Raw genomic sequence first — 20,254 nt, 5'->3', positions numbered from 1 at the left:
TTCATAATGACTGTAACTGATGTGAAATTAGTTTCAATGAAAGAGATGTTAAAAGAAGCGAAGCAAGCAAAATATGCTATTGGGCAGTTTAATATCAATGGATTGCAATGGACGAAAGCCATTCTACTTGCCGCAGAAGAAGAGAACTCTCCTGTCATTGTTGCAGCTTCTGATCGACTTGTTGATTACCTAGGTGGCTTTCAAACGATTGTTGGAATGGTAGAGGGATTGATGAGAGATTTATCGATTACAGTTCCAGTTGCTTTGCACCTTGATCACGGGGCGAGCGTTGCTAGGTGCCAATCAGCCATTGAAGCAGGTTTCAGCTCTGTCATGATTGATGGTTCATCCTTTTCTTTAAAAGAAAACATCCGTATGACAAACGATGTTGTCAGCTATGCGATGAAAAGAGGTGTATCAGTAGAGGCAGAAGTTGGCTCAGTCGGTGGTATGGAAGATGGGATGATTGGCAACATTGTATATGCTAATCCATTAGACTGTCATCGACTTGTACAAGAAACCAATGTAGACGCACTTGCGGCAGCACTTGGTTCAGTACATGGGCCATACCAAGGTGAACCAAAGCTTGGATTTGAAGAAATGAAAGATATTTCTGAACGCACAGATATCCCATTAGTACTCCACGGTGGTTCTGGGATTCCGGTCGAACAAATTCAGCGAGCGATTTCATTAGGGCATGCGAAAATTAATGTCAATACAGAATGTCTACTAGCTTGGAATCAAGCTATACGCTCTAAATTAAAAGAGGATGCTGACATATACGATCCACAAACCATCCTAACGCCAGGTACAGAGGCTATTAAAAGTGTGGTCAAAATGAAAATGAGGGAATTCGGATCTAGCCAGCGCATCAGATAAAAAACCCATCACATCACATGAAGCCGCCTTCCATAAGCCATGATGAAAAGGAAGATCACGATGTTAAAAATGAAAAGAATTCAACAAATCAAAGAATATATCTTGAAAAATCAGTCTGTATCTTTAGACGACCTTGTCGAGACATTTGACGTTTCCAAAAATACCATTCGGCGTGATGTCCAAAAATTAGTAAACGAAGGACATATTCAAAAGGTCTACGGAGGAGTTGCTGCAAATCATGCGAAGCTTGAAGCCTTTCAAGACAGACAAATTAGAAATCAAGCGCAAAAACGTCTGATTGCAAGAGAGGCAGCAAGCTGGGTGAAGGATGGAGATGTGATCTTTATTGATTCTGGTACGACAACACTGGAGCTCATACATTTCATTCACAACAAACAGGTAACAGTTGTGACAAATAACGTGGATTTCATCGTTCAAGCAATGCCTTATAAACAGCTACAAGTGATTTCGACAGGGGGACAATTAGAACGAAAGACGAAATCCTTTTCCAACTATTCTATAGCTGAGGAGTTAAATCTATATAACTTTGATAAAGTATTCATGGCATCTACAGGTGTCTCCATCTCTAATGGTGTCACCAACTCATCACCTGTCGAAACAACTATGAAGGAGCTAGTTGTAAAAAAAGGAAGAGATGTTTTTTTACTTGTCGATCATACGAAGTTCGACAAATATGCAATGGTTACCTACTGCGGTTTGGATGAGATAGACTATTTAATCACTGATGATCCATTAAATACACAGTATGTCAACTTTATTGAACAAAACGATATTAAATTGATTGTAGCGACAGACAAAGAATAAGTATTGACATGATGATTGACACGTTTGAAACAAGCGAGGCTGTTTGAGTAAGAGAGACCCTCTCAAGAGCAGAAATAAATTTATACGATAAGGTAGGGAGTACGATGGAAACAATTAGATTGACAATGAGTCAGGCATTGGTCAAGTTCTTAAATGCCCAATATGTTGAGTTCGATGGAAAGAGAGAACCATTTATTAAAGGAATCTTCACCATTTTTGGTCATGGAAACGTTGTAGGAATTGGTCAAGCACTTCAAGAAAACCCAGGAAGACTCGAAGTCTATCAAGGAAGAAATGAACAGGGAATGGCTCATGCGGCAATGGCTTTTGCAAAGCAAAAACACCGGAAACAAATTATCGCTTGCTCTTCATCCGTTGGCCCGGGCTCAGCCAATATGGTGACAGCGGCAGCAACAGCAACAGCGAACCAAATTCCACTTCTTCTTTTGCCAAGTGACGTCTTTGCTACTCGTCAGCCAGATCCAGTGTTACAACAAATGGAACAAACGCATGATCTGAGCTTATCTACAAATGATACGTTTCGAGCCGTCAGCAAATATTGGGATCGCATTACACGTCCAGAACAGCTGATGAGTGCAATGGTCAGCGCCATGCGCGTGTTAACAAATCAAATGGATACAGGTGCTGTTACCATCTCTTTACCTCAAGATGTACAAGGCGAGGCATGGGATTATCCTATGTCATTCTTTAAAGAACGTACGCATTACTTAGATCGGCAGGCGCCTTCTACCAGAAGCATCGAAGAAGCGGCTGAGCTGATCAAAACGAAGAAAAAACCACTCTTAATTCTTGGCGGAGGCGTTCGCTATTCAGAGGCTGCTGACGAATTCAAACAATTTGCAGAAACGTTCAATATTCCATTTAGTGAAACACAAGCTGGCAAGAGCGGAATTGAAAGCACGCACCCATTAAACGTTGGCGGACTTGGTGTGACAGGAAATAGTTCGGCAAACGAAATCTCACATGATGCTGATCTGATCATCGGTGTAGGCACTCGTTTCACTGACTTTACGACATCATCCAAACGTTTTTACGCAGAAAGAGATGTCCTGACAATTAATCTATCAGACTTCCATGCTTCTAAACTAGAAGCGACAAAAATCATCGCTGATGCGAAACTAGGACTTCGTGCATTAAGAAAAGCGCTAGACGGCTATCAATCTGGTTATACGAACGAGATTAAAGAAGCAAAAGCGAAGTGGGAGCAAGAACTTGAAAGACTCCGCAACATCGAATACTCAGGCGATGACTTTGAGCCAGAGATCAAAGGGCATTTCAAAGAAGAAATGGAAGAATACAAAAAAGAATTAAACACAACACTCCCGCAAACAACCGTTCTTGGTTGCATTAACGAATGGATTCCAAAAGATAGCATCATCACTTGCGCAGCAGGGAGTTTACCAGGTGACTTGCAACGTATGTGGGTCGCAAAAGAGAGAAATACGTACCACTTAGAGTATGGCTATTCTTGTATGGGATACGAAGTCGCATCTGCATTCGGTGCAAAAATGGCTGCACCTGACCAAGAAGTATATGCGATGACTGGAGACGGGAGCTACTTAATGCTACACAGTGAGCTTGTCACGAGTATTCAAGAAGGTTATAAAATCAACATTATGCTTTTTGACAACTCAGGTTTTGGCTGTATCAACAACCTTCAAATGGATAACGGAATCTCCAGCTTTGCAACAGAATTCCGTATGAGAAATAAAAAGACAGGTCAGCTTGATGGCGAGATCATGAAAATCAATTTTGCTCAATCAGCAGCAGCTTACGGTGCAAAAACGTATGAAGTGTATACACTTGATGAGCTAAAAGCAGCGATTGAAGATGCAAAACATCAAACGGTCAGCACATTGATTGATATCAAAGTGCTGCCAAAAACGATGACAGACGGTTACGGTGGTTCATGGTGGCATGTTGGCATCGCAGCTGTATCAGAGCAGGAGTCTGTGCAAAAAGCATTCGAAGCAAAGGAAAATCAACTAAACAAAGCAAGAAGATATTAAAAAGCTAAAAAAACGAAAGGTGTGATCATCATGACTGATCTAATCGTACCAGGACAAAAACGTGATAAAGAGGGAAAGGTGCTGAGCATCACGCCTGAATCTGCAGGTTGGACGTATATTGGATTTGATGTGTATACCCTCTCAAAAGGTGAAACGCTTCATCACGAAACGGGAGACAAAGAGGTTTGTGTTGTCATTCTTTCTGGTAAACTCCACCTTTCAACAACAACAGAAAAATGGGAGAACATCGGAGAGCGCATGGATATTTTTGAAAAGATTCCTCCATATTCTGTATATGTACCAAATGGTGACAAGTTTGATATCAAGGCAACAACAGATGTAGAAATAGCCATTTGCTCTGCTCCAGGAAAAGGCACATACAAAGCGCGCCTCATTACCCCAGAACATATAGGGGTTGAACATAGAGGAGCAGGCAATATTGCAAGGCAGGTTCATAATATTTTACCAGAGCAAGAGCCTGCAGATCATTTGCTTGTAGTCGAAGTATTTACACCAGAAGGAAACTGGTCGAGTTACCCGCCACATAAGCATGATCAAGATCATTTACCATATGAATCTTACTTAGAAGAAACGTATTATCATAAGGTAAAACCAGATCACGGATTTGCGCTCCAAAGGGTGTATACAGATGACCTTTCTTTAGATGAAACAATGGCTGTCAAAGATGGCAGTGCTGTTTTAGTACCAAAAGGGTATCATCCAGTATCAGCGCCCCCTGGTTATGACATTTACTATTTGAATGTGATGGCAGGGCCTGTTCGGACATGGAAGTTTCATAACAGCAAGGAACATGAGTGGATTATGGAACACAAATTAGCTGCGAGCAAGGAGAAGTGACAATGTCCTATTTAACTTTTGAACAAGATAGAAAACTAGACGTCATTGCGATCGGTAGATTATGTATTGATTTAAATGCAAATGAAATCAACTGTCCAATGGAAGAAACAGTGACATTTACTAAATATGTCGGCGGGTCTCCTGCGAATATTTCCATCGGTCTTGCGAGACTTGGCATGAAGTCAGGCTTTATCGGAAAGGTTGCCGATGACCAAATGGGGCGTTTTGCGACACACTATTTGCAAGAAAACAACATTGATACTGAAGGAATTGTCATTGATCGAACAGGCGCGGTGACAGGCCTTGCATTCACTGAAATTAAAAGCCCTGAAGAATGCAGCATTTTAATGTATAGAGACAATGTCGCTGATCTTAAACTTGAAATCAGCGAAGTGTCTGAAGATTACATCAAACAAGCGAAAGCCATTCTTATCTCAGGAACAGCGCTAGCAAAAAGTCCTTCTAGAGAAGCCGTTTTCGTTGCGCTAGATTATGCAAGAAAACATCAAGTGACCATCATTTTTGATGTCGATTATCGTCCATATACTTGGCAGTCCGAAGAGGAAACATCAATTTATTATAACCTTGCTGCTGAAAAATCAGATTTGATCATCGGGACAAGGGAAGAGTTTGACATGATGGAAAAATTGACAGTTGACGGCCCATCAAACGATGAATCCACTGCAAATAAATGGTTTTCACATCATGCAAAAATTGTCATCATTAAACATGGAGGAGAAGGATCAATCGCCTATACAAAAGATGGTCTTTCCCATCGCGGGGGCATTTTTAAAACGAAAGTACTGAAAACATTTGGCGCTGGCGATTCATATGCATCTGCTCTCATTTATGCACTAATGAATGGGTTGACAATTCAAGAAGCAATGCGCTTTGGCAGTGCTTCAGCATCAATTGTTATTTCAAAACATAGTTCATCTGATGCGATGCCATCTGTAGAAGAAATCAAAGCGTTTATGGCAACAGCAGAAGAATTCATTCTAAATCAACCATAACAGTAGTAGAGGAGAGAGAAAAAACATGGCAAAAACAACCTTAAAAACAGTGAAAAATTATATTGGTGGCAAATGGACCGAAGCTGCAACAACGCAAACAGAAAAGGTTTTCAATCCTGCAACCGGTGAAGTAATTGCAGAAGTACCTTTATCAACAATAGAAGACGTAGATCGTGCTGTCCAGTCAGCAAACGAAGCATTCAAAACTTGGTCCAAAACAGCTGTACCAAAACGTGCGCGTATCCTTTTCAAATACCAGCAATTGCTTGTGGAGAAATGGGAAGAATTAGCTGAGCTTGTGACGCTTGAAAACGGAAAGAGCTTAACAGAAGCTAAAGGAGAAGTACAACGCGGCATAGAGTGTGTGGAATTCGCTGCTGGTGCACCAACCCTCATGATGGGGAAACAACTACCTGACATTGCAACAGGACTTGAGTCTGGTATGTATCGCTACCCCATCGGTGTCATTGGCGGGATTACACCGTTTAACTTCCCTATGATGGTTCCTTGCTGGATGTTCCCACTCGCCATTGCTTGTGGAAACACATTTGTCTTAAAGCCATCTGAAAGAACACCAATCCTTGCCGCAAGATTAGCAGAGCTATTTGAAGAAGCTGGTCTCCCAAAAGGCGTACTTAACATTGTGAACGGTGCACATGATGTGGTAAATGGGTTGCTTGAGCACAAAAACGTCAAAGCGATTTCATTTGTTGGCTCTCAGCCAGTGGCAGAGTATGTATACAAAAAAGGAACAGAGCACGGCAAACGCGTTCAAGCGTTAGCTGGAGCGAAAAACCATTCTATCGTCTTAAAGGATGCTGATTTAGATGGGGCAACAAAACAAATCATCGGTGCTGCGTTCGGATCAGCTGGTGAGAGATGTATGGCAGCTGCTGTTGTGGCAGTAGAAGAAGAGATTGCGGATGAATTCATTGAAAAATTAGTAATTGAATCAAATCAAATTGTCATTGGTAATGGCATTGAGGAAGATGTGTTCCTTGGACCTGTCATCCGTGAAGGTCATAAAGAGCGCACGTTACAATACATTCAATCAGGAGTAGACGAAGGCGCATGCCTCATTCGTGATGGAAGAAAAGACAGTGAGACAGAAGGCGAAGGCTACTTCGTTGGACCAACGATTTTTGATCACGTTACAGAAGAAATGAAAATTTGGCAAGACGAAATTTTCGCACCTGTTCTTTCTGTTGTACGTGTGAAATCACTTGGTGAAGCGATTGACATTGCCAACCATTCAAGATTTGCAAACGGTGCTTGCCTTTACACTGACAGTGCATCAAGTGTCCGAGAATTTCGTGAAAACATTGAAGCAGGTATGCTAGGCGTTAACGTGGGTGTCCCAGCTCCAATGGCATTCTTCCCATTCTCCGGTTGGAAAGATTCATTCTACGGTGATCTTCACGCCAACGGGACAGACGGCGTAGAATTCTATACTAGAAAGAAAATGGTTACAGCTCGTTATATGTAAACGAGCGAACAGGCGGCTGTGTCCCTTCTGATCACAGCCTGCCAAATAAATGGATGTGGTCATCGCGAAAGACAAAGTCCTATTTTCTATCATTTCATTTTTCTTTTGGTTTACACAGTTTCTCTATGTCCCGATTTTATCACCTTATTTAAAAACACTTGGTGGACACTATACCTTTATTGGTATCGTGTTAAGTAGTTACGGGCTCATGCAGCTTTTTTGCAGGCTACCTGTGGGGATCTTTTCCGACTTCTTAAACATGAGAAAACCGTTTATTGTCTTCGGCATGATGACGGCCACTTGTAGCTGTCTTTTATTTGCCTTAACGGACGCCTTCATATGGGGGCTTATTGCGAGGTGTCTTGCTGGCTTAGCAGCAGCAACATGGGTTGCCTTCACAATAATGTATGCGAATTATTTCAAAGAAAATGAATCACAGAAGGCAATGAATTACATTTCATTTATCGTTGTCCTCGCGCAGTTGTTAGGTATGAGCTTTAGTGGTTATATCGTCGATATCTTTGGATGGAAAGCACCGTTTTGGATTGGATCCTTCATCGGCTTGATTGGTCTTGTTTTATCACTTTTTATTCTCGAACAAAAAACAGAAAACAAGACCCAATTGAAAATGAAGCAACTCATTAAAGTCGCGAAAGAACCAGCGTTACTAAAGATTTCACTGTTGTCTATTTTAGCGCACAGTATGATTTTTACGACGATGTTTGGATTTACATCAACGTATGCACTCACCATCGGCATGAAACAAAGTGAACTTTTTTACGTTGTCTGTTCTTTTATGATGCCGCACACCTTAGCACCTTTATTACTTGCGAGACTGCTTAAGGAGGCGAATAAAAGAAACATCTTAATCGGTTCATTTACGGTTGCCTCATTTTCGATCTTTATGATTCCTTTTATTCAACAAAAGGTCATCTTTTATATCAACCAAGGAGTAGGTGGACTTGCATTAGGTTTTATTTTTCCAATACTTCTAGGAATGGCCATTGAATCTGTGTCACAAAGTTTTAGAGCGACTGCCATGGGTGCATATCAAGCATTATATGCACTTGGTATTTTCGGTGGTCCGTTTATTGCAGGAATGGTCAATCATGTATTTGGCATCGCATTTGGATTTTATTTTGAAGCCATCTTAGGGGTATGTGCAGTCGGACTTATTATGACAAAGACTTTTGAAAAGATACAAAATCATGATACACACACGATTAAGCGCCATACATAAAGCGCTTTCATTCAGGGGGACTCTCAAATGAAATTAAGAATTGGTGTTATTGGTACTGGAGCAATTGGTCAAGAACATATGAAAAGAATCACAAATACATTGTCAAAAGGAAAAATTGTGGCAGTAACAGATGTGAATCAAGCGCAAGCCCAAGCGATTGTAAACGCATTACATTTAGATGCAACAGTCTACAACGATGGCCATCAACTCATTCAAGCTGATGATGTTGATGCGATTATCGTCACTTCTTGGGGACCAACACATGAAGAGTTTGTATTAGCTGCGATACAAGCAGGAAAACCTGTTTTCTGCGAAAAACCACTTGCGACAACAGCAGAAGGGTGTAAGCGCATTGTGAATGCTGAAATCGAAGCAGGGAAGTTATTCGTGCAGGTTGGATACATGCGCCGTTATGACCCAAGCTATCTAGCATTGAAAGCAACTCTTGATCAAGGAACTGTTGGTGAACCATTAATCATTCATTCTGCACATAGAAACCCAACAGTACCTGAAACTTATACTGGTGATATGTCAATTGTCGATACATTTATCCACGAAATTGATATTCACCGCTGGTTACTAAACGACGACTATGTGTCAGTACAAACAATTGCACCAAAGAAAACAAGTCAAGCAGCCGATCACCTTCAAGATCCAATCATAGTCTTGATGAAAACAAAACGTGGGGCACTCATTAGTGGAGAAATTTTTGTCAATTGTGAGTATGGATATGATATTCAGTGCCAAGTCGTTGGAGAAAAAGGAATTGCCAGTCTTCCTGAGCCTGCTACGGTTGTTTTGCGTACTGATGCAAAACATTCAAAAGATATTTTAGTAGACTGGCAAGCTCGTTTTAAAAGCGCGTATGATGCTGAACTACAAGATTGGATTGATTCTACATTAAAAGGTGAAGTCAATGGTCCAACAGCATGGGATGGTTATGTCGCAGCAGTCACATCTGATGCATGTTTAGAAGCGAAAGTATCTGGTGAAGTCACTCCGATTCACCTTGATGACCGCCCAGCATTTTATGATCAAGCATTAACAACCGTCCAAAAATAAATACTTAGCTGAAAAAGAAAGGGAGATTGAACATGATTTTAGCATACGACCCGTCTCATTACCGTGATCATACAAATTTAAAAGATACAATTGATAACGTTGCAAGACTCGGCTATGAATATGTAGAGCTGTCCCCGCGTAAAGATTTCATTTGGTTTTATGAATATCCAAAAGTTGATAAACATTTGATCAGAGACTTAAAGAGATATTGTCGTGATGCAGGTGTAAAAATTTCTTCTGTACTTCCTGTTCAACAATGGTCTTCACCAAATGAGCAAGAGCGGCAAGCGGCAGTGAGAAACTGGAAAAGATGTATTGAGATCACATCAGAACTTGGTGTTGATCTCATGAACAGTGAATTTAGTGGAGACAAAACACGCCCTTTAGAAAGTGAAGCAGCATTTGTCAGATCAATGGACGAACTGATGCCAATCTTTGAAAAAGAAGGGATTAAGCTAAACCTTCAGTCACATCCACATGACTTTATAGAGTTGAACATTGAAGCGATCCGCATGATTCGTGCACTAGATAAAGAATGGATCAAACTTGTGTATTCTGTTCCCCATGCGTTCTTCTATGACGATGGGATTGGTGATGTAGAGAAGCACCTTGATGAGGCAGGAGATCTGCTTGCACATGTATTAATCGCAGATACACTAAATCATAAAGCAGCTTACGGGCTACGTTATATCGTGAATCCACCAGATGCCAATGTAACCGTTCACCAGCACTTGAATCCTGGTGAAGGAGAAATTAATTTTGAAGCACTTTACCGGAAATTACGCGAAATGAAATTCGATGGAATCGTTACAAATGCAGTCTTTGCATATTCTGATCGCCCAGAATGGTCGAATGAAATCACGTTAAAGTCCATTAAAGAAGGATTAAACATCAAATAATAAAAAAAACCAGCGTTTATTCTCAAATAAGGGAACGCTGGTTTTTCATATGTGTCGATTGCATATTTTCAGTGCTTGTGCTCGATGCAAATGTGTCTTTAACACCACGGTCGCGATGGCGCCATTCGACCTTGAGAAAAGTTCCAATGGATTTGTCAAATCGAATAACACAAAAGTCTTTTATCATAAAAAGTGAGAGGTTAAGCAGCCGGGCTTCCCGATTGCTTTGCTTGTTTATAATTGAAAAAGGAGATGATTAAATGAATTACTATAAATTACTTGTATCAATTTGCACCATAAAGAAGAGGAGATGCATACGATGACGGCATTTCTTTCATCCATAGCGTAAAAGAAGAAATGTTTGCAGGTGATACCGTATCAATGGAACGGTTCAGGTGGGGAATTGAAGTCATTTTGTATGGAATCCAGCAAGAAATCAATTAGAAAGGAGCACGAGCAAAAAGCAGTCAATGGCTGCTTTTTTTACATTTTCTCAACCTTTTCAACATATATAAAAAAATCTATATATTGTTTTTATATATAAAAAATTATATAATCTAGTGGAATAAATAAATGAGGTGCTTAGGCATGGAAAATACGAAGAATTTATTAGAGAGCTATATTCCTTTAGCAAAATCTACGGCAAAAATGTTTGGACCAAATTGTGAAGTAGTGATTCATGATTTAACGAACCCTCAAGCATCTGTCATGTTTACAGTCAATCATCATGTGACGGGAAGAAAAATCGGTCAATCATTTGATCATTTGGTAAAGACTGTTTTACAATCCGGAGATTTTAAAGAAGATTATCTTGCTGGGTATACATTTAAAACAGAAGACAACCGTACCATTCGTTCTTCGACTTCATTAATTCGTGATTCTAAGAAAAAGGTGGTTGGAGCATTCTGTATCAATTTTGATGTTGAAGCATTGAATCAAATGCAGCAATTTATGGATACTCTTCTTTCTACAAAAGTTGAAGTTCAAGAAAATGAATCAACATCAAATGATGAACTTGAAAATGTGGAAGGAATAGTAGATCAATTGATTCAACAGATCATTCAAAACAGTGTCCACCCAGTTATGAAACGTCATGAAAAAATTGAATTAATAAGGTTCATGGATGAAAAGGGAATCTTTTTAATGAAAGGTTCGGTTGAGAAGGTCGCATCTATGTTAGGTATTTCTAAAGTCACCGTCTATAGCTATTTGGATGAAATCAAACATAAATCGAATGAAGGGGAAACGAAATGAAAAGTATCCTTGAGGTAGGGAATCTAAAATCCAACGGACACTATGCATTCGCAACCATTCATCAAAACACGGTCTACGTTTCAGGACAATTTGCCATCAATCCCGAAACGAGAGAAAAAGAATTCGGCCATTGAAGAAGAGACATTGCAAGCGCTTAAGAATGTGGAGATGATTGTAGAAACAGCCGGAAGTAAAAAAGAAAAGATTTTGCGTATGACATTATACATTTCGGATATTGAACTATGGGACAAAGTAGATGCGGTTTATACTGAATTTTTCGGGGAACATCAACCAGCACGTACTGTTGTACCAACGAATGAATTACATTTTGGTTTCAAAATTGAAATTGATGCGATTTCTTATATTTAGAATATTTTTTTGCCCATGTTATATAAAAAAATATATTTCATATAAAAAATTATTTAAAGGGGCTGATGATTGATGAATCAATTGATTTGCAACCATTGCGGGAAAAGGTATGAGATGACACCAACTTTATGGAAATGTGATTGTAACGGCGTATTAAACCTGGTGAAAGATACCCCTAAAATAAATATTGCGGCTTGGGATCACTATCCAAACTCCTTATGGCGTTATGTTGAAACCATGCCATTTTCAAAAGGTTCTAAGACTTGGGAATCTGTGACCATGGGTGAAGGTCAAACTCCGTTAATCGTTTTAGATCCTAATGAGCCAAACACTTATGTAAAAGTTGATTATATGATGCCTACGCTATCCTTTAAAGATCGAGGAGCTGCTGTTTTAATGACAAAGGCAAAGGAATTAGGGGTATCAAAAGTCATTGCGGATAGCAGCGGGAATGCAGGAACGGCGATTGCCGCTTATGCAGCTCGTTGCGAGATTGCATGTGACATCTATCTAAGCGATGAAACTTCACCTAAAAAGATCGCTCAAATAAAAGCCCATGGAGCAACGATTAAAGAAATTCGCGGTACACGAGAGGATATTGCAGCCGCGGCCCAAAAAGCAGTAGACGACGAAAACGTCTTTTATGCAAGCCATGTGTATCATCCTTATTTTTTTGAAGGAACAAAAACATACGCCTATGAAATTTATGAACAAATAAAAGGAGCACCTGATGCTATAATCATTCCGGTTGGAAATGGTACTCTCCTCCTAGGTGCGTATTATGGTTTTAAAGAGTTATTTGAAAATGGTTTGATTCATCAAATACCGAAAATCATTGCCATACAAGCGAAAAACTGTGCACCTCTTGTGAAAGCTTATCAAAATGCGAAAGAATCAGCATCGCCTGTTACGAATACAGGAACCTTGGCAGAAGGGATAGCCATTGCTGCCCCGGCGCGCTCCAAACAAATTCTAGAAGCTGTACAAAATACCAATGGCACATTTATAGATATTGAAGAAGAAGAGATATTGAATGCACGCTCTAAGCTAAGTGAGAAAGGATTTTATGTGGAAGTGACATCTGCAGTCAATTTTGCTGGCTACATGAAATATAAAAAGAAATCAAAAGAAACAATCGTCATACCTCTTTGTGGTGCAGGAATTAAATCAAAATAACCCAAACTTGAAATCGGAGGAATGTTTCATGGGTTTGGATTTTACTCATTGCGAAGCACATTGGTCATACAGTGACTTCCATGGTTTTAGAAAAAGATTAGCTGCTTGTATTGGTATGAATTTAGATGATATGGAGGGGTTTGGTGGGGAAATACCCTTTGAAAACTACCAGGATGACATCATCCCATTGCTGGAACAGCCCGATTCTGATCGTTACTTATCACCAGATGTTTGTCAGACCGTTGCAGCTAGATTGCGTCAACTGATCCGCCATTGGCCAGATGATGATATAGATAAAATGAACGCTCTCTATCTAGCAGAGGGAATGGAACTAGCACATCAACAAAATGAGATATTGGGATTTATATAGGAAGAGGATATGTTGTCATATGCCAGATCTTCAATATATATATGAAGGGTATCTCAAGAGAGATGCTCTTTTTCTTGCCTGAATGTACAATCCCTTTTGCCCAAAAGTACAATTTTACTTCACTATTTCATTGCGTAGAATAAAGAGGTGAATATCATGAATTCGATGAAAAAGGAGTAAGTGAATGGCTAAATTTTTATATAACTTAGGAAACTTTGCTTTTATGAAGCCTAAACGAATGTTAATCGGTTGGTTACTTATTTTAGTAGCTGTAGTTGCAGCAACAATAGGGACAGGCGTTTCATTTAATGGAGATATGTCGATTCCAGGAACAAAATCTGAAAAGGCGATGGATCTCTTGGAAAAGAAGTTCCCAGCAGGTGATGATGGGGGAACAATTCGTCTGATATTTAAAGCACCTAAGGATGAAACATTAGAAGCAAAGAAAGTAAAACATAAAATAAATGAGACGATGAAAGAAATTAAAAAGGATAAAGCAGTTAAGCAGGTGACCGATTTATATCAAAACTTCACGATAAGTAAAGATAAGAAGATAGGATATGCGGATATTACGTATCGAGTGAAAGCGGATAAGGTAAAGGAATCCTCAAAAGAGAAAGTATTAAATAGCATAAAGATTTCAAGAGATGCCGGCATCCAAACGGAATTAGGCGACTCCGTCACATTCTCTGAAATTGAAGTAGGTGGGATTTCTGAAATCATAGGGATTGTCTTCGCCTTCTTGATTTTAGTCTTTACATTTGCTTCACTTTTGGTCGCAGGATTACCAATATTGACGGCTGTGATCGGGTTAGTCATAGGTGTTATGGTCATTTTAATCACCTCAAACTTTGTAGAAATGTCTGCATTTAGTCTCACATTAGCGGTGATGATTGGTCTTGCAGTAGGAATTGATTATGCACTGTTTATCATTTCAAGATATCGACAGCTGTTAGCAGAAGGCTACAATTTGAATGAGGCTGCTGCTAGAGCAGTGGGTACCGCAGGAAGTGCTGTATTATTTGCGGGCGTCACTGTTATTGTTGCATTATGTGGACTTGTATTAGTTGACATACCGTTTCTAGGTATCATGGGCCTTGTGGGAGCCTTTATGGTACTATCTGTTATGCTTGTTTCTCTGACGATTGTTCCAGCTATACTAGGGCTTCTTGGAGATAAGGTGAGTCCTTCCAGACAAAATAAGTTATTTTCTAAATTACAGCCAAAAAAAGAGAAAAAAACAATGGGCTGGGGAAGATTTATTCAAAAGCATCCGGGTAAAATAATGCTAGGTGTCATTTTATTGACAGGATTGGTAAGCTGGCCAGCACTTCATATGGAGCTTGGCCTTCCGGATAACGGTATGAAAGGCAAAGAAACAACTGAACGTAAAGGATACGATCTTTTAGCAGAAGGATTTGGCAAGGGGTTTAATGGACCACTTGTTGTCATCATAGATGCCTCTCAAGCAGATGAAACGAGGAAGTCCAAGTCCATCGAGGAATCATCAAAATTGTTAGAAAAAATGGATGGTATCAAACAAATCACGCCGGCGATCCCTGATCAATCGGGTGAGTACGCAATGTTAACAATCTTACCTAGAAGTGGTCCGGAGGATAAAGAAACGAAGCAATTAGTAAAAGACATTCGAAATGAATCGAGTGTGACTGACACAAAGTTTCTTGTGACTGGTTCTACTGCCGTGAATATAGATATTTCAGATAGACTCAGTCAAGCATTGCCAAAATTTGCAGGAGTCATTATTGGATTTGCTTTTGTGTTAATGATTCTTGTATTTAGATCATTCCTTGTTCCATTAAAGGCTGTACTAGGGTTTTTAATGACATTAACTGCTACATTAGGTTTTGCTGTCTTTGTTTTACAGGATGGACATCTTGCCCCATTGTTTGGAATACCTGCAGCAGGTCCTCTGTTGAACTTTATGCCTGTACTAGTAACAGGAATATTATTTGGTCTTGCAATGGATTATGAAGTATTTTTAGTTAGTAGAATGAGGGAAGAATTTCTTCTATCTCAGGATGCAAAGAAATCTGTTATTTCTGGATTACAGCATAGTGGCAGGGTTGTAACTGCAGCAGGCTTAATTATGATTTTCGTTTTCGCAAGCTTTATTTTTGCTCAAGACTTGATTATTAAAACAATGGGATTAACATTGGCATTTGGGGTTTTATTCGATGCATTTGTTATTAGAATGACCTTTATCCCCGCTTGTATGATGCTATTAGGGCGTGCAAATTGGTACTTACCTAAATGGCTGGCACGATTGCTTCCGCATATTGATATTGAAGGAGAGTCAATTGCCCAAAAAGAAAAGAAGATTATATAATTTATTCTTCTTTAAATGTTAAAATTCTAATACCGCCATTGCCTCTTTCAAAGGCGGGCGGTATTTTTCGTGTTATGATGGGGTTTGGAAGGTGAACGTTTATGGATAAGAAACGGATAGACCCATTTAATGAAATGATCTATTCCCGAATTCCCACGTTATTATGGGGTATTCTTGTGTATGTTGCAGCGATGATTTTTCAGTTTTTAACAGTATCTCTATCGCTTTCAAGTTTGTTTTTTTCTGGCCTTTTTGCAATTCATCTCATTTTTCATTGGTGGTCTTTTTATTGGTTCCAGAAGAAGCCTTGGATTTATTTCTTCATACAAGGAATCGTTATTCTACTTTGTGTTTTAGCTATGCCAGCTGCCTCTCCTGTTATTTTAATTGGTCTTTTACCGGTATTAATTGCTCAGAGCATCGGTGTATACTATCATACATTAAAGATTATTTTGACAGGACTTTGTTTTTATGTGCTTTTTTTTCTAGCTCTTATTTTGGCTAATGATACAGATGATCTGACTGTCTACATTCCGATTTTATTTCTTATCCTTATTGTGGTCGTTGCATACTCTATCTTATTTTTTAGACAAGTAAAAGCTAGAATTCGAACTCAAACGTTTCTAAAGGAACTCGAACTCGCACATCAGCAGGTGGAAGAGTTAACCCTTGCTAATGAGCGTCAAAGAATGGCTAGAGATTTACATGATACCCTTGCACAAGGGCTTGCAGGCATTATTATGCAATTGGAAGCTGTTCAAGCACATTTAGAGAATCAAAATACCCAGCGTGCTCAAAGCATTATCAAGGGCTCAATGAGCCAAGCGCGAAAAACACTAGGTGAGGCACGGATGGTGATTGATGATCTTCGGAAGGATCGTCATGATCAATACGATTTAACCGAAACAGTAAAAAATGAAGTAAATCGATTTACGACAGCAACGAATATCCCAATTCGCACAAAGATCTCTGTACTTCAGAATATGTCGCCTTTTTTTATTGAACATACTGTTTACATAATAAAAGAATGCTTAACGAATGTTTCAAAACATGCCAAAGCAAGCCATGTCGAGTTAGTGATCGTACAACAAGGTGATCACATCCATTTGGAAATAGCAGACAATGGAGTGGGGTTTGATGAGAAAAAACGAGAATCCACTTTTGGACATTACGGCATCATTGGTATGTCAGAACGTGTCCGGCTGCTTGGTGGAGAGATCCATTTGAAAAGTAAAAAAAATGAAGGTACACAAGTAATAGTAAACATACCTTTGAAAAAGGAGTAAATACAGTGTCTTATCGAATTGTGATTGTGGATGATCATTATGTTGTGAGAGAAGGATTAAAATTAATTCTTGAAACAGACGAAAGATTTGAAGTTGTTGGAGAAGCAGAAGATGGAGGAAAGGGGTTAGATGTCATAAAAGAAAAATCCCCAGACCTTGTATTACTTGACCTCAACATGCCTATGATGAGCGGGCTTGATATGCTTAGAGAAATGCAGTCTCTTCAAATAAAAGTTCCCGTACTCATTCTGACTACTTATAATGAAGAGAACTTAATGATTCAAGGGTTACAGCTTGGTGCAAAAGGCTACCTCTTAAAGGATACCAGCAGAGAAAACTTATTTAATACAATTGAAGCAGCCATCAGAGGAGACATTTTACTTCAATCAAATGTGGCCTCAAAGGTGTTTGAATCAACCGCACACAAAGAACCTCAAGAAAAATTGAAAACAGACAACCACTCGCTTACCGAAAAAGAGATGCTCGTTTTGCAAGCAGTAGCTAGAGGGTTCCGGAGTAAGGAAATTGCATTTGATATGGGAATTTCCGAGAGAACTGTAAAAGCACATTTAACAAACATTTATCAAAAACTAAATGTGACATCAAGAGCTGAAGCAATTAAAACATCAATAGAATTAGGAATCATTCATTTTTAGATTTCATTCTCTTCATAGGGGCATAGGGGAAGTCGAATAAGTATAAGATTGTGAAAGTGCAATAAGGATTTACCCGAATGAGCTATATATTGATCTGCAAAACATAACCTCAAGCAGGTACAAGAAAGGAAGGACAAAATGTCCTTCTTTGTTCGCATTGATACAAATTCCAAGTGGTACCGTTGTGCAGCAGCTTCTTAAAAGGCACCCTTCAAGACAAAAACTGGTTTATCGTATCCTCACACTCAATCAGGAACAAACTCTTGGGAGAGAGGGGCCTCGAACCACAAAGCCAAGAACGAAATTGGGTGGATTCTTAAATATCCCACATGGAGAACAGGCTTTTCAAAGTCTTAAGATCAACTTTATATGATTAACAATAAGGAGCCAGCAAAGGCTCTTTTTTTGTGCTCATCAATTGCAACACAAAAACTTCAGCCTCTGTTATGCAACCAGAAAGAGATTTGGTCAAACGGATAGCTCAAATTGTCATCGGAACGAGGAAAGATATAGCACGTTTTGAGAGAAATGAACTTAAAATTAAAAAGGATGTGTTTGAGGAGAAAGATTTGCCAGCCTAACTATTTCATTTTTATTTGTTCTTCCCCCCAATAACAAATCGCATCTAATACAGGTATCAATGATAATCCCTTTTCCGATAAACTATATTCTACTTTTGGAGGCACTTGAGGATATTCTTTACGATTAATTAACTGATCTGCTTCAAGTTCTTTTAGTGTATTGGTTAATGTTTTAAAAGAGATTGCCCCAAGCAATCGCTTCAACTGATTATAGCGAATAGGAGCATTGTTTGCATATAAAGCATACAGTACCGTCATCTTATATTTCCCACCAATTAATGATAAAGTGTACCCAAATCCAGTTTCTTTTAGATCAACATGAGCTGTAAAGGATTCTTCGGTCATTTTACACTCTCCTTTAGGTTAGTATCGCACTTTAATTACCGTACTTGTAGTACGTTATAGCATACAATAAAATGAATGTACATCAAAATATGATGAAAAAAATAATAAAAAAGGGTGAATGAATCATGAAAACAATTGTCTATGCACATCCTTGGGACGGAAGCTATAATCATGCCATTTTGACTTCCATTACAGAAAATCTAGAAACAAAGAGAGAACCATTTCAAGTGATCGATTTATATAAAGATGGGTTCAATCCCGTTTTTTCAGCTGAGGAATTGAAATATTTTCATAAAGGAGAAACGCCTTATCAATTAGTTAAGGATTATCAAAAGAAATTAAGTCAGTCAACTGAATTAATATTTATATTTCCTGTCTGGTGGTGGGATTTACCTGCAATTTTAAAAGGATTTATTGATAAAGTCATGTTAAGAGGTTTCGCATTCTTGGAAGATAAAAACACTGGGGCTTTAAAAGGTTTATTGACAAATATTAAAAAAACAACCGTCATCTCAACATCTACAACAGATAAGGATTATATAGAATCTGAAGGCGGGAATGCGATTCAAAGCGTTTTTATTAACAGAACTCTTGCTGACTTGGGAATTAAAAATGAAGACACCAAATGGATTCATTTTTCGGGAGTTAACTTAACAACTGATGAAAAGAGAAAGCAATTTTTAAAAGAAATATCACAGAATATTTGATTTACAGTACCAACAAATTCGGTAACAAATCAAGGAAGCCCAAAAAGGCCCAACCTCTACGACCGATTTAATTTATTGAGAAGGTCGTAGAGGTTTTTGAAATTTAAAAGAGGTATTTTTAGCTCTGCCAGCTCAAACAGAGTGCTAACAGCAGAATGCCCACTGCCAATTACAGCAACTGTTTTATTCTAATAACGATTTGTTGCGTAATTTATTAATAAAGGCTACTTTAAAATAGCTGAAAATAATTGATATTCATTAAAGAAAATACTTACTCATACCATTTTTAAAGATAGGCAGGGTCTTAGTCACTAGCTCTTCTGATAAAATAGGTCTACCATCCTTATTCCATGTGTATGCAGCTCCGTATATCCCCCAACTTAGCATAGTAGATAGGATTGTTATCAATTGTTTATCCTCTAATTCAATCGTATTTTCAGTTCCTTTTAGCACAAGATCAGCTATGAGCTTCTGTAACTCCTCTTTAATTTTACTTTCTATAATCGTTCCTAAAGAATGATAACCTTTAGGACATAATTCGCTTAGCTCTTTATGGTGATCACACATGGCTAGAAAAATATTTGCAATGACTTTTTCATTGAATCCATCGTGATCATTTAATCTTTTTTTCAATTTGTCTGTAAATGTATTGGTGATTGTAGAATGTAATAAATCAAATTTATCGTCAAAGTGCGCATAAAATGTAGCGCGGTTAATAGTAGCCTTTTCTGTGATATCACGTACCGTTATATTGTTGAAATCTTTTTCACTAGCTAACGAAAGAAAAGAGTCTACAATCAATTGTCTTGTACGAAGTGTTCTTGGATCTTTTTTTGGCATAATCATTTTTTCTTCTCCTTTTAAGGGTTCA

18 protein-coding genes and 1 pseudogene are annotated in these 20,254 nt (G+C 38.8%); 17 read left to right on the top strand and 2 right to left on the bottom strand.

Features of this window, described 5'->3' with window-relative positions:
• Positions 1 to 21: 21 nt before the first annotated feature.
• From fba to NSQ34_RS08805, 16 genes and pseudogenes are all read left to right on the top strand, one after another.
• Positions 22 to 879, top strand: a complete 858-nt coding sequence (gene fba, locus NSQ34_RS08880) for a class II fructose-1,6-bisphosphate aldolase (protein WP_024427118.1) — start codon at positions 22 to 24, stop codon at positions 877 to 879.
• A 60-nt stretch (positions 880 to 939) separates the two neighbouring features.
• Positions 940 to 1,704 (top strand): DeoR/GlpR family DNA-binding transcription regulator, encoded by a 765-nt coding sequence (locus NSQ34_RS08875; protein WP_024427117.1) that lies wholly within the window; start codon positions 940 to 942, stop codon positions 1,702 to 1,704.
• A 104-nt stretch (positions 1,705 to 1,808) separates the two neighbouring features.
• A complete protein-coding gene (iolD, locus tag NSQ34_RS08870) occupies positions 1,809 to 3,734 on the top strand; it encodes a 3D-(3,5/4)-trihydroxycyclohexane-1,2-dione acylhydrolase (decyclizing) (protein ID WP_024427116.1) in 1,926 nt (641 codons plus the stop codon).
• A 30-nt stretch (positions 3,735 to 3,764) separates the two neighbouring features.
• Positions 3,765 to 4,592 (top strand): 5-deoxy-glucuronate isomerase, encoded by an 828-nt coding sequence (iolB, locus tag NSQ34_RS08865; protein ID WP_024427115.1) that lies wholly within the window; start codon positions 3,765 to 3,767, stop codon positions 4,590 to 4,592.
• 2 nt (positions 4,593 to 4,594) lie between these two features.
• Positions 4,595 to 5,605, top strand: coding sequence for a 5-dehydro-2-deoxygluconokinase (gene iolC, locus NSQ34_RS08860; protein WP_024427114.1), 1,011 nt, complete (start codon positions 4,595 to 4,597; stop codon positions 5,603 to 5,605).
• A gap of 25 nt (positions 5,606 to 5,630) precedes the next feature.
• Positions 5,631 to 7,091 carry a CoA-acylating methylmalonate-semialdehyde dehydrogenase gene (locus tag NSQ34_RS08855; protein WP_024427113.1) on the top strand — a complete coding sequence of 487 codons (1,461 nt, stop codon included), beginning with the start codon at positions 5,631 to 5,633 and terminating at the stop codon, positions 7,089 to 7,091.
• Positions 7,092 to 7,140: 49 nt separating this feature from the next.
• Positions 7,141 to 8,331 carry an MFS transporter gene (locus tag NSQ34_RS08850; RefSeq protein ID WP_024427112.1) on the top strand — a complete coding sequence of 397 codons (1,191 nt, stop codon included), beginning with the start codon at positions 7,141 to 7,143 and terminating at the stop codon, positions 8,329 to 8,331.
• 27 nt (positions 8,332 to 8,358) lie between these two features.
• Positions 8,359 to 9,393 carry a Gfo/Idh/MocA family oxidoreductase gene (locus NSQ34_RS08845; protein WP_024427111.1) on the top strand — a complete coding sequence of 345 codons (1,035 nt, stop codon included), beginning with the start codon at positions 8,359 to 8,361 and terminating at the stop codon, positions 9,391 to 9,393.
• A gap of 32 nt (positions 9,394 to 9,425) precedes the next feature.
• Complete coding sequence (locus tag NSQ34_RS08840; protein ID WP_034283486.1) at positions 9,426 to 10,292, top strand: sugar phosphate isomerase/epimerase; 867 nt, start codon at positions 9,426 to 9,428, stop codon at positions 10,290 to 10,292.
• 588 nt (positions 10,293 to 10,880) lie between these two features.
• Positions 10,881 to 11,546: a helix-turn-helix transcriptional regulator gene (locus NSQ34_RS08835; protein ID WP_034283483.1), complete on the top strand. Its 666-nt coding sequence runs from the start codon at positions 10,881 to 10,883 to the stop codon at positions 11,544 to 11,546.
• Positions 11,543 to 11,915, top strand: a pseudogene (locus tag NSQ34_RS08830) (RidA family protein). The gene NSQ34_RS08835 and the pseudogene NSQ34_RS08830 overlap by 4 nt, the downstream one beginning before the upstream one ends.
• 72 nt (positions 11,916 to 11,987) lie before the next feature.
• Positions 11,988 to 13,091 carry a threonine synthase gene (locus NSQ34_RS08825; RefSeq protein ID WP_176967398.1) on the top strand — a complete coding sequence of 368 codons (1,104 nt, stop codon included), beginning with the start codon at positions 11,988 to 11,990 and terminating at the stop codon, positions 13,089 to 13,091.
• Between the two features lie 28 nt (positions 13,092 to 13,119).
• Positions 13,120 to 13,461, top strand: coding sequence for a hypothetical protein (locus NSQ34_RS08820; RefSeq protein WP_176967399.1), 342 nt, complete (start codon positions 13,120 to 13,122; stop codon positions 13,459 to 13,461).
• Between the two features lie 184 nt (positions 13,462 to 13,645).
• Complete coding sequence (locus NSQ34_RS08815) at positions 13,646 to 15,808, top strand: MMPL family transporter (RefSeq protein WP_176967400.1); 2,163 nt, start codon at positions 13,646 to 13,648, stop codon at positions 15,806 to 15,808.
• 101 nt (positions 15,809 to 15,909) lie between these two features.
• Positions 15,910 to 17,094, top strand: coding sequence for a sensor histidine kinase (locus NSQ34_RS08810; RefSeq protein ID WP_034283474.1), 1,185 nt, complete (start codon positions 15,910 to 15,912; stop codon positions 17,092 to 17,094).
• 5 nt (positions 17,095 to 17,099) lie between these two features.
• A complete protein-coding gene (locus NSQ34_RS08805) occupies positions 17,100 to 17,750 on the top strand; it encodes a response regulator transcription factor (protein ID WP_034283472.1) in 651 nt (216 codons plus the stop codon).
• Positions 17,751 to 18,331: 581 nt separating this feature from the next.
• Here NSQ34_RS08805 and NSQ34_RS08800 read toward each other — a convergent pair.
• The gene (locus NSQ34_RS08800; protein ID WP_120206946.1) at positions 18,332 to 18,676 is read right to left on the bottom strand and encodes a helix-turn-helix domain-containing protein; all 345 of its coding nucleotides are present in this window, start codon (positions 18,674 to 18,676) and stop codon (positions 18,332 to 18,334) included.
• Positions 18,677 to 18,801: 125 nt separating this feature from the next.
• Between NSQ34_RS08800 and NSQ34_RS08795 the strand changes: the two genes are divergently transcribed.
• Entirely contained in the window at positions 18,802 to 19,383 is a 582-nt protein-coding gene (locus NSQ34_RS08795) for an NAD(P)H-dependent oxidoreductase (protein WP_046311235.1), read from the top strand.
• 258 nt (positions 19,384 to 19,641) lie between these two features.
• Here the strand turns inward: NSQ34_RS08795 and NSQ34_RS08790 are convergent, their stop codons facing one another.
• Positions 19,642 to 20,229 carry a TetR/AcrR family transcriptional regulator gene (locus NSQ34_RS08790; RefSeq protein WP_242026056.1) on the bottom strand — a complete coding sequence of 196 codons (588 nt, stop codon included), beginning with the start codon at positions 20,227 to 20,229 and terminating at the stop codon, positions 19,642 to 19,644.
• Positions 20,230 to 20,254 lie beyond the last annotated feature (25 nt).

Source organism: Bacillus sp. FSL P2-0069 (assembly GCF_038593315.1).
Classification (GTDB): Bacteria; Bacillota; Bacilli; order Bacillales; family Bacillaceae; genus Bacillus; species Bacillus safensis.
The sequence above is the reverse complement of the archived record's forward strand: the minus strand, read 5'-3'. Positions and strand labels throughout refer to the sequence as shown.

Bases quoted from the DNA above. Each gene is read 5' to 3' on its own strand.
- iolB (WP_024427115.1), top strand. From the start codon at position 3,765: ATGACTGATCTAATCGTACCAGGACAAAAACGTGATAAAGAGGGAAAG.
- NSQ34_RS08825 (WP_176967398.1), top strand. From the start codon at position 11,988: ATGAATCAATTGATTTGCAACCATTGCGGGAAAAGGTATGAGATGACA.
- NSQ34_RS08815 (WP_176967400.1), top strand. From the start codon at position 13,646: ATGGCTAAATTTTTATATAACTTAGGAAACTTTGCTTTTATGAAGCCT.
- NSQ34_RS08800 (WP_120206946.1), bottom strand. From the start codon at position 18,676: ATGACCGAAGAATCCTTTACAGCTCATGTTGATCTAAAAGAAACTGGA.
- NSQ34_RS08840 (WP_034283486.1), top strand. From the start codon at position 9,426: ATGATTTTAGCATACGACCCGTCTCATTACCGTGATCATACAAATTTA.
- NSQ34_RS08845 (WP_024427111.1), top strand. From the start codon at position 8,359: ATGAAATTAAGAATTGGTGTTATTGGTACTGGAGCAATTGGTCAAGAA.
- NSQ34_RS08855 (WP_024427113.1), top strand. From the start codon at position 5,631: ATGGCAAAAACAACCTTAAAAACAGTGAAAAATTATATTGGTGGCAAA.
- iolC (WP_024427114.1), top strand. From the start codon at position 4,595: ATGTCCTATTTAACTTTTGAACAAGATAGAAAACTAGACGTCATTGCG.
- NSQ34_RS08850 (WP_024427112.1), top strand. From the start codon at position 7,141: ATGGATGTGGTCATCGCGAAAGACAAAGTCCTATTTTCTATCATTTCA.
- iolD (WP_024427116.1), top strand. From the start codon at position 1,809: ATGGAAACAATTAGATTGACAATGAGTCAGGCATTGGTCAAGTTCTTA.
- NSQ34_RS08810 (WP_034283474.1), top strand. From the start codon at position 15,910: ATGGATAAGAAACGGATAGACCCATTTAATGAAATGATCTATTCCCGA.
- NSQ34_RS08835 (WP_034283483.1), top strand. From the start codon at position 10,881: ATGGAAAATACGAAGAATTTATTAGAGAGCTATATTCCTTTAGCAAAA.
- NSQ34_RS08875 (WP_024427117.1), top strand. From the start codon at position 940: ATGTTAAAAATGAAAAGAATTCAACAAATCAAAGAATATATCTTGAAA.
- NSQ34_RS08795 (WP_046311235.1), top strand. From the start codon at position 18,802: ATGAAAACAATTGTCTATGCACATCCTTGGGACGGAAGCTATAATCAT.
- NSQ34_RS08790 (WP_242026056.1), bottom strand. From the start codon at position 20,229: ATGATTATGCCAAAAAAAGATCCAAGAACACTTCGTACAAGACAATTG.
- NSQ34_RS08820 (WP_176967399.1), top strand. From the start codon at position 13,120: ATGGGTTTGGATTTTACTCATTGCGAAGCACATTGGTCATACAGTGAC.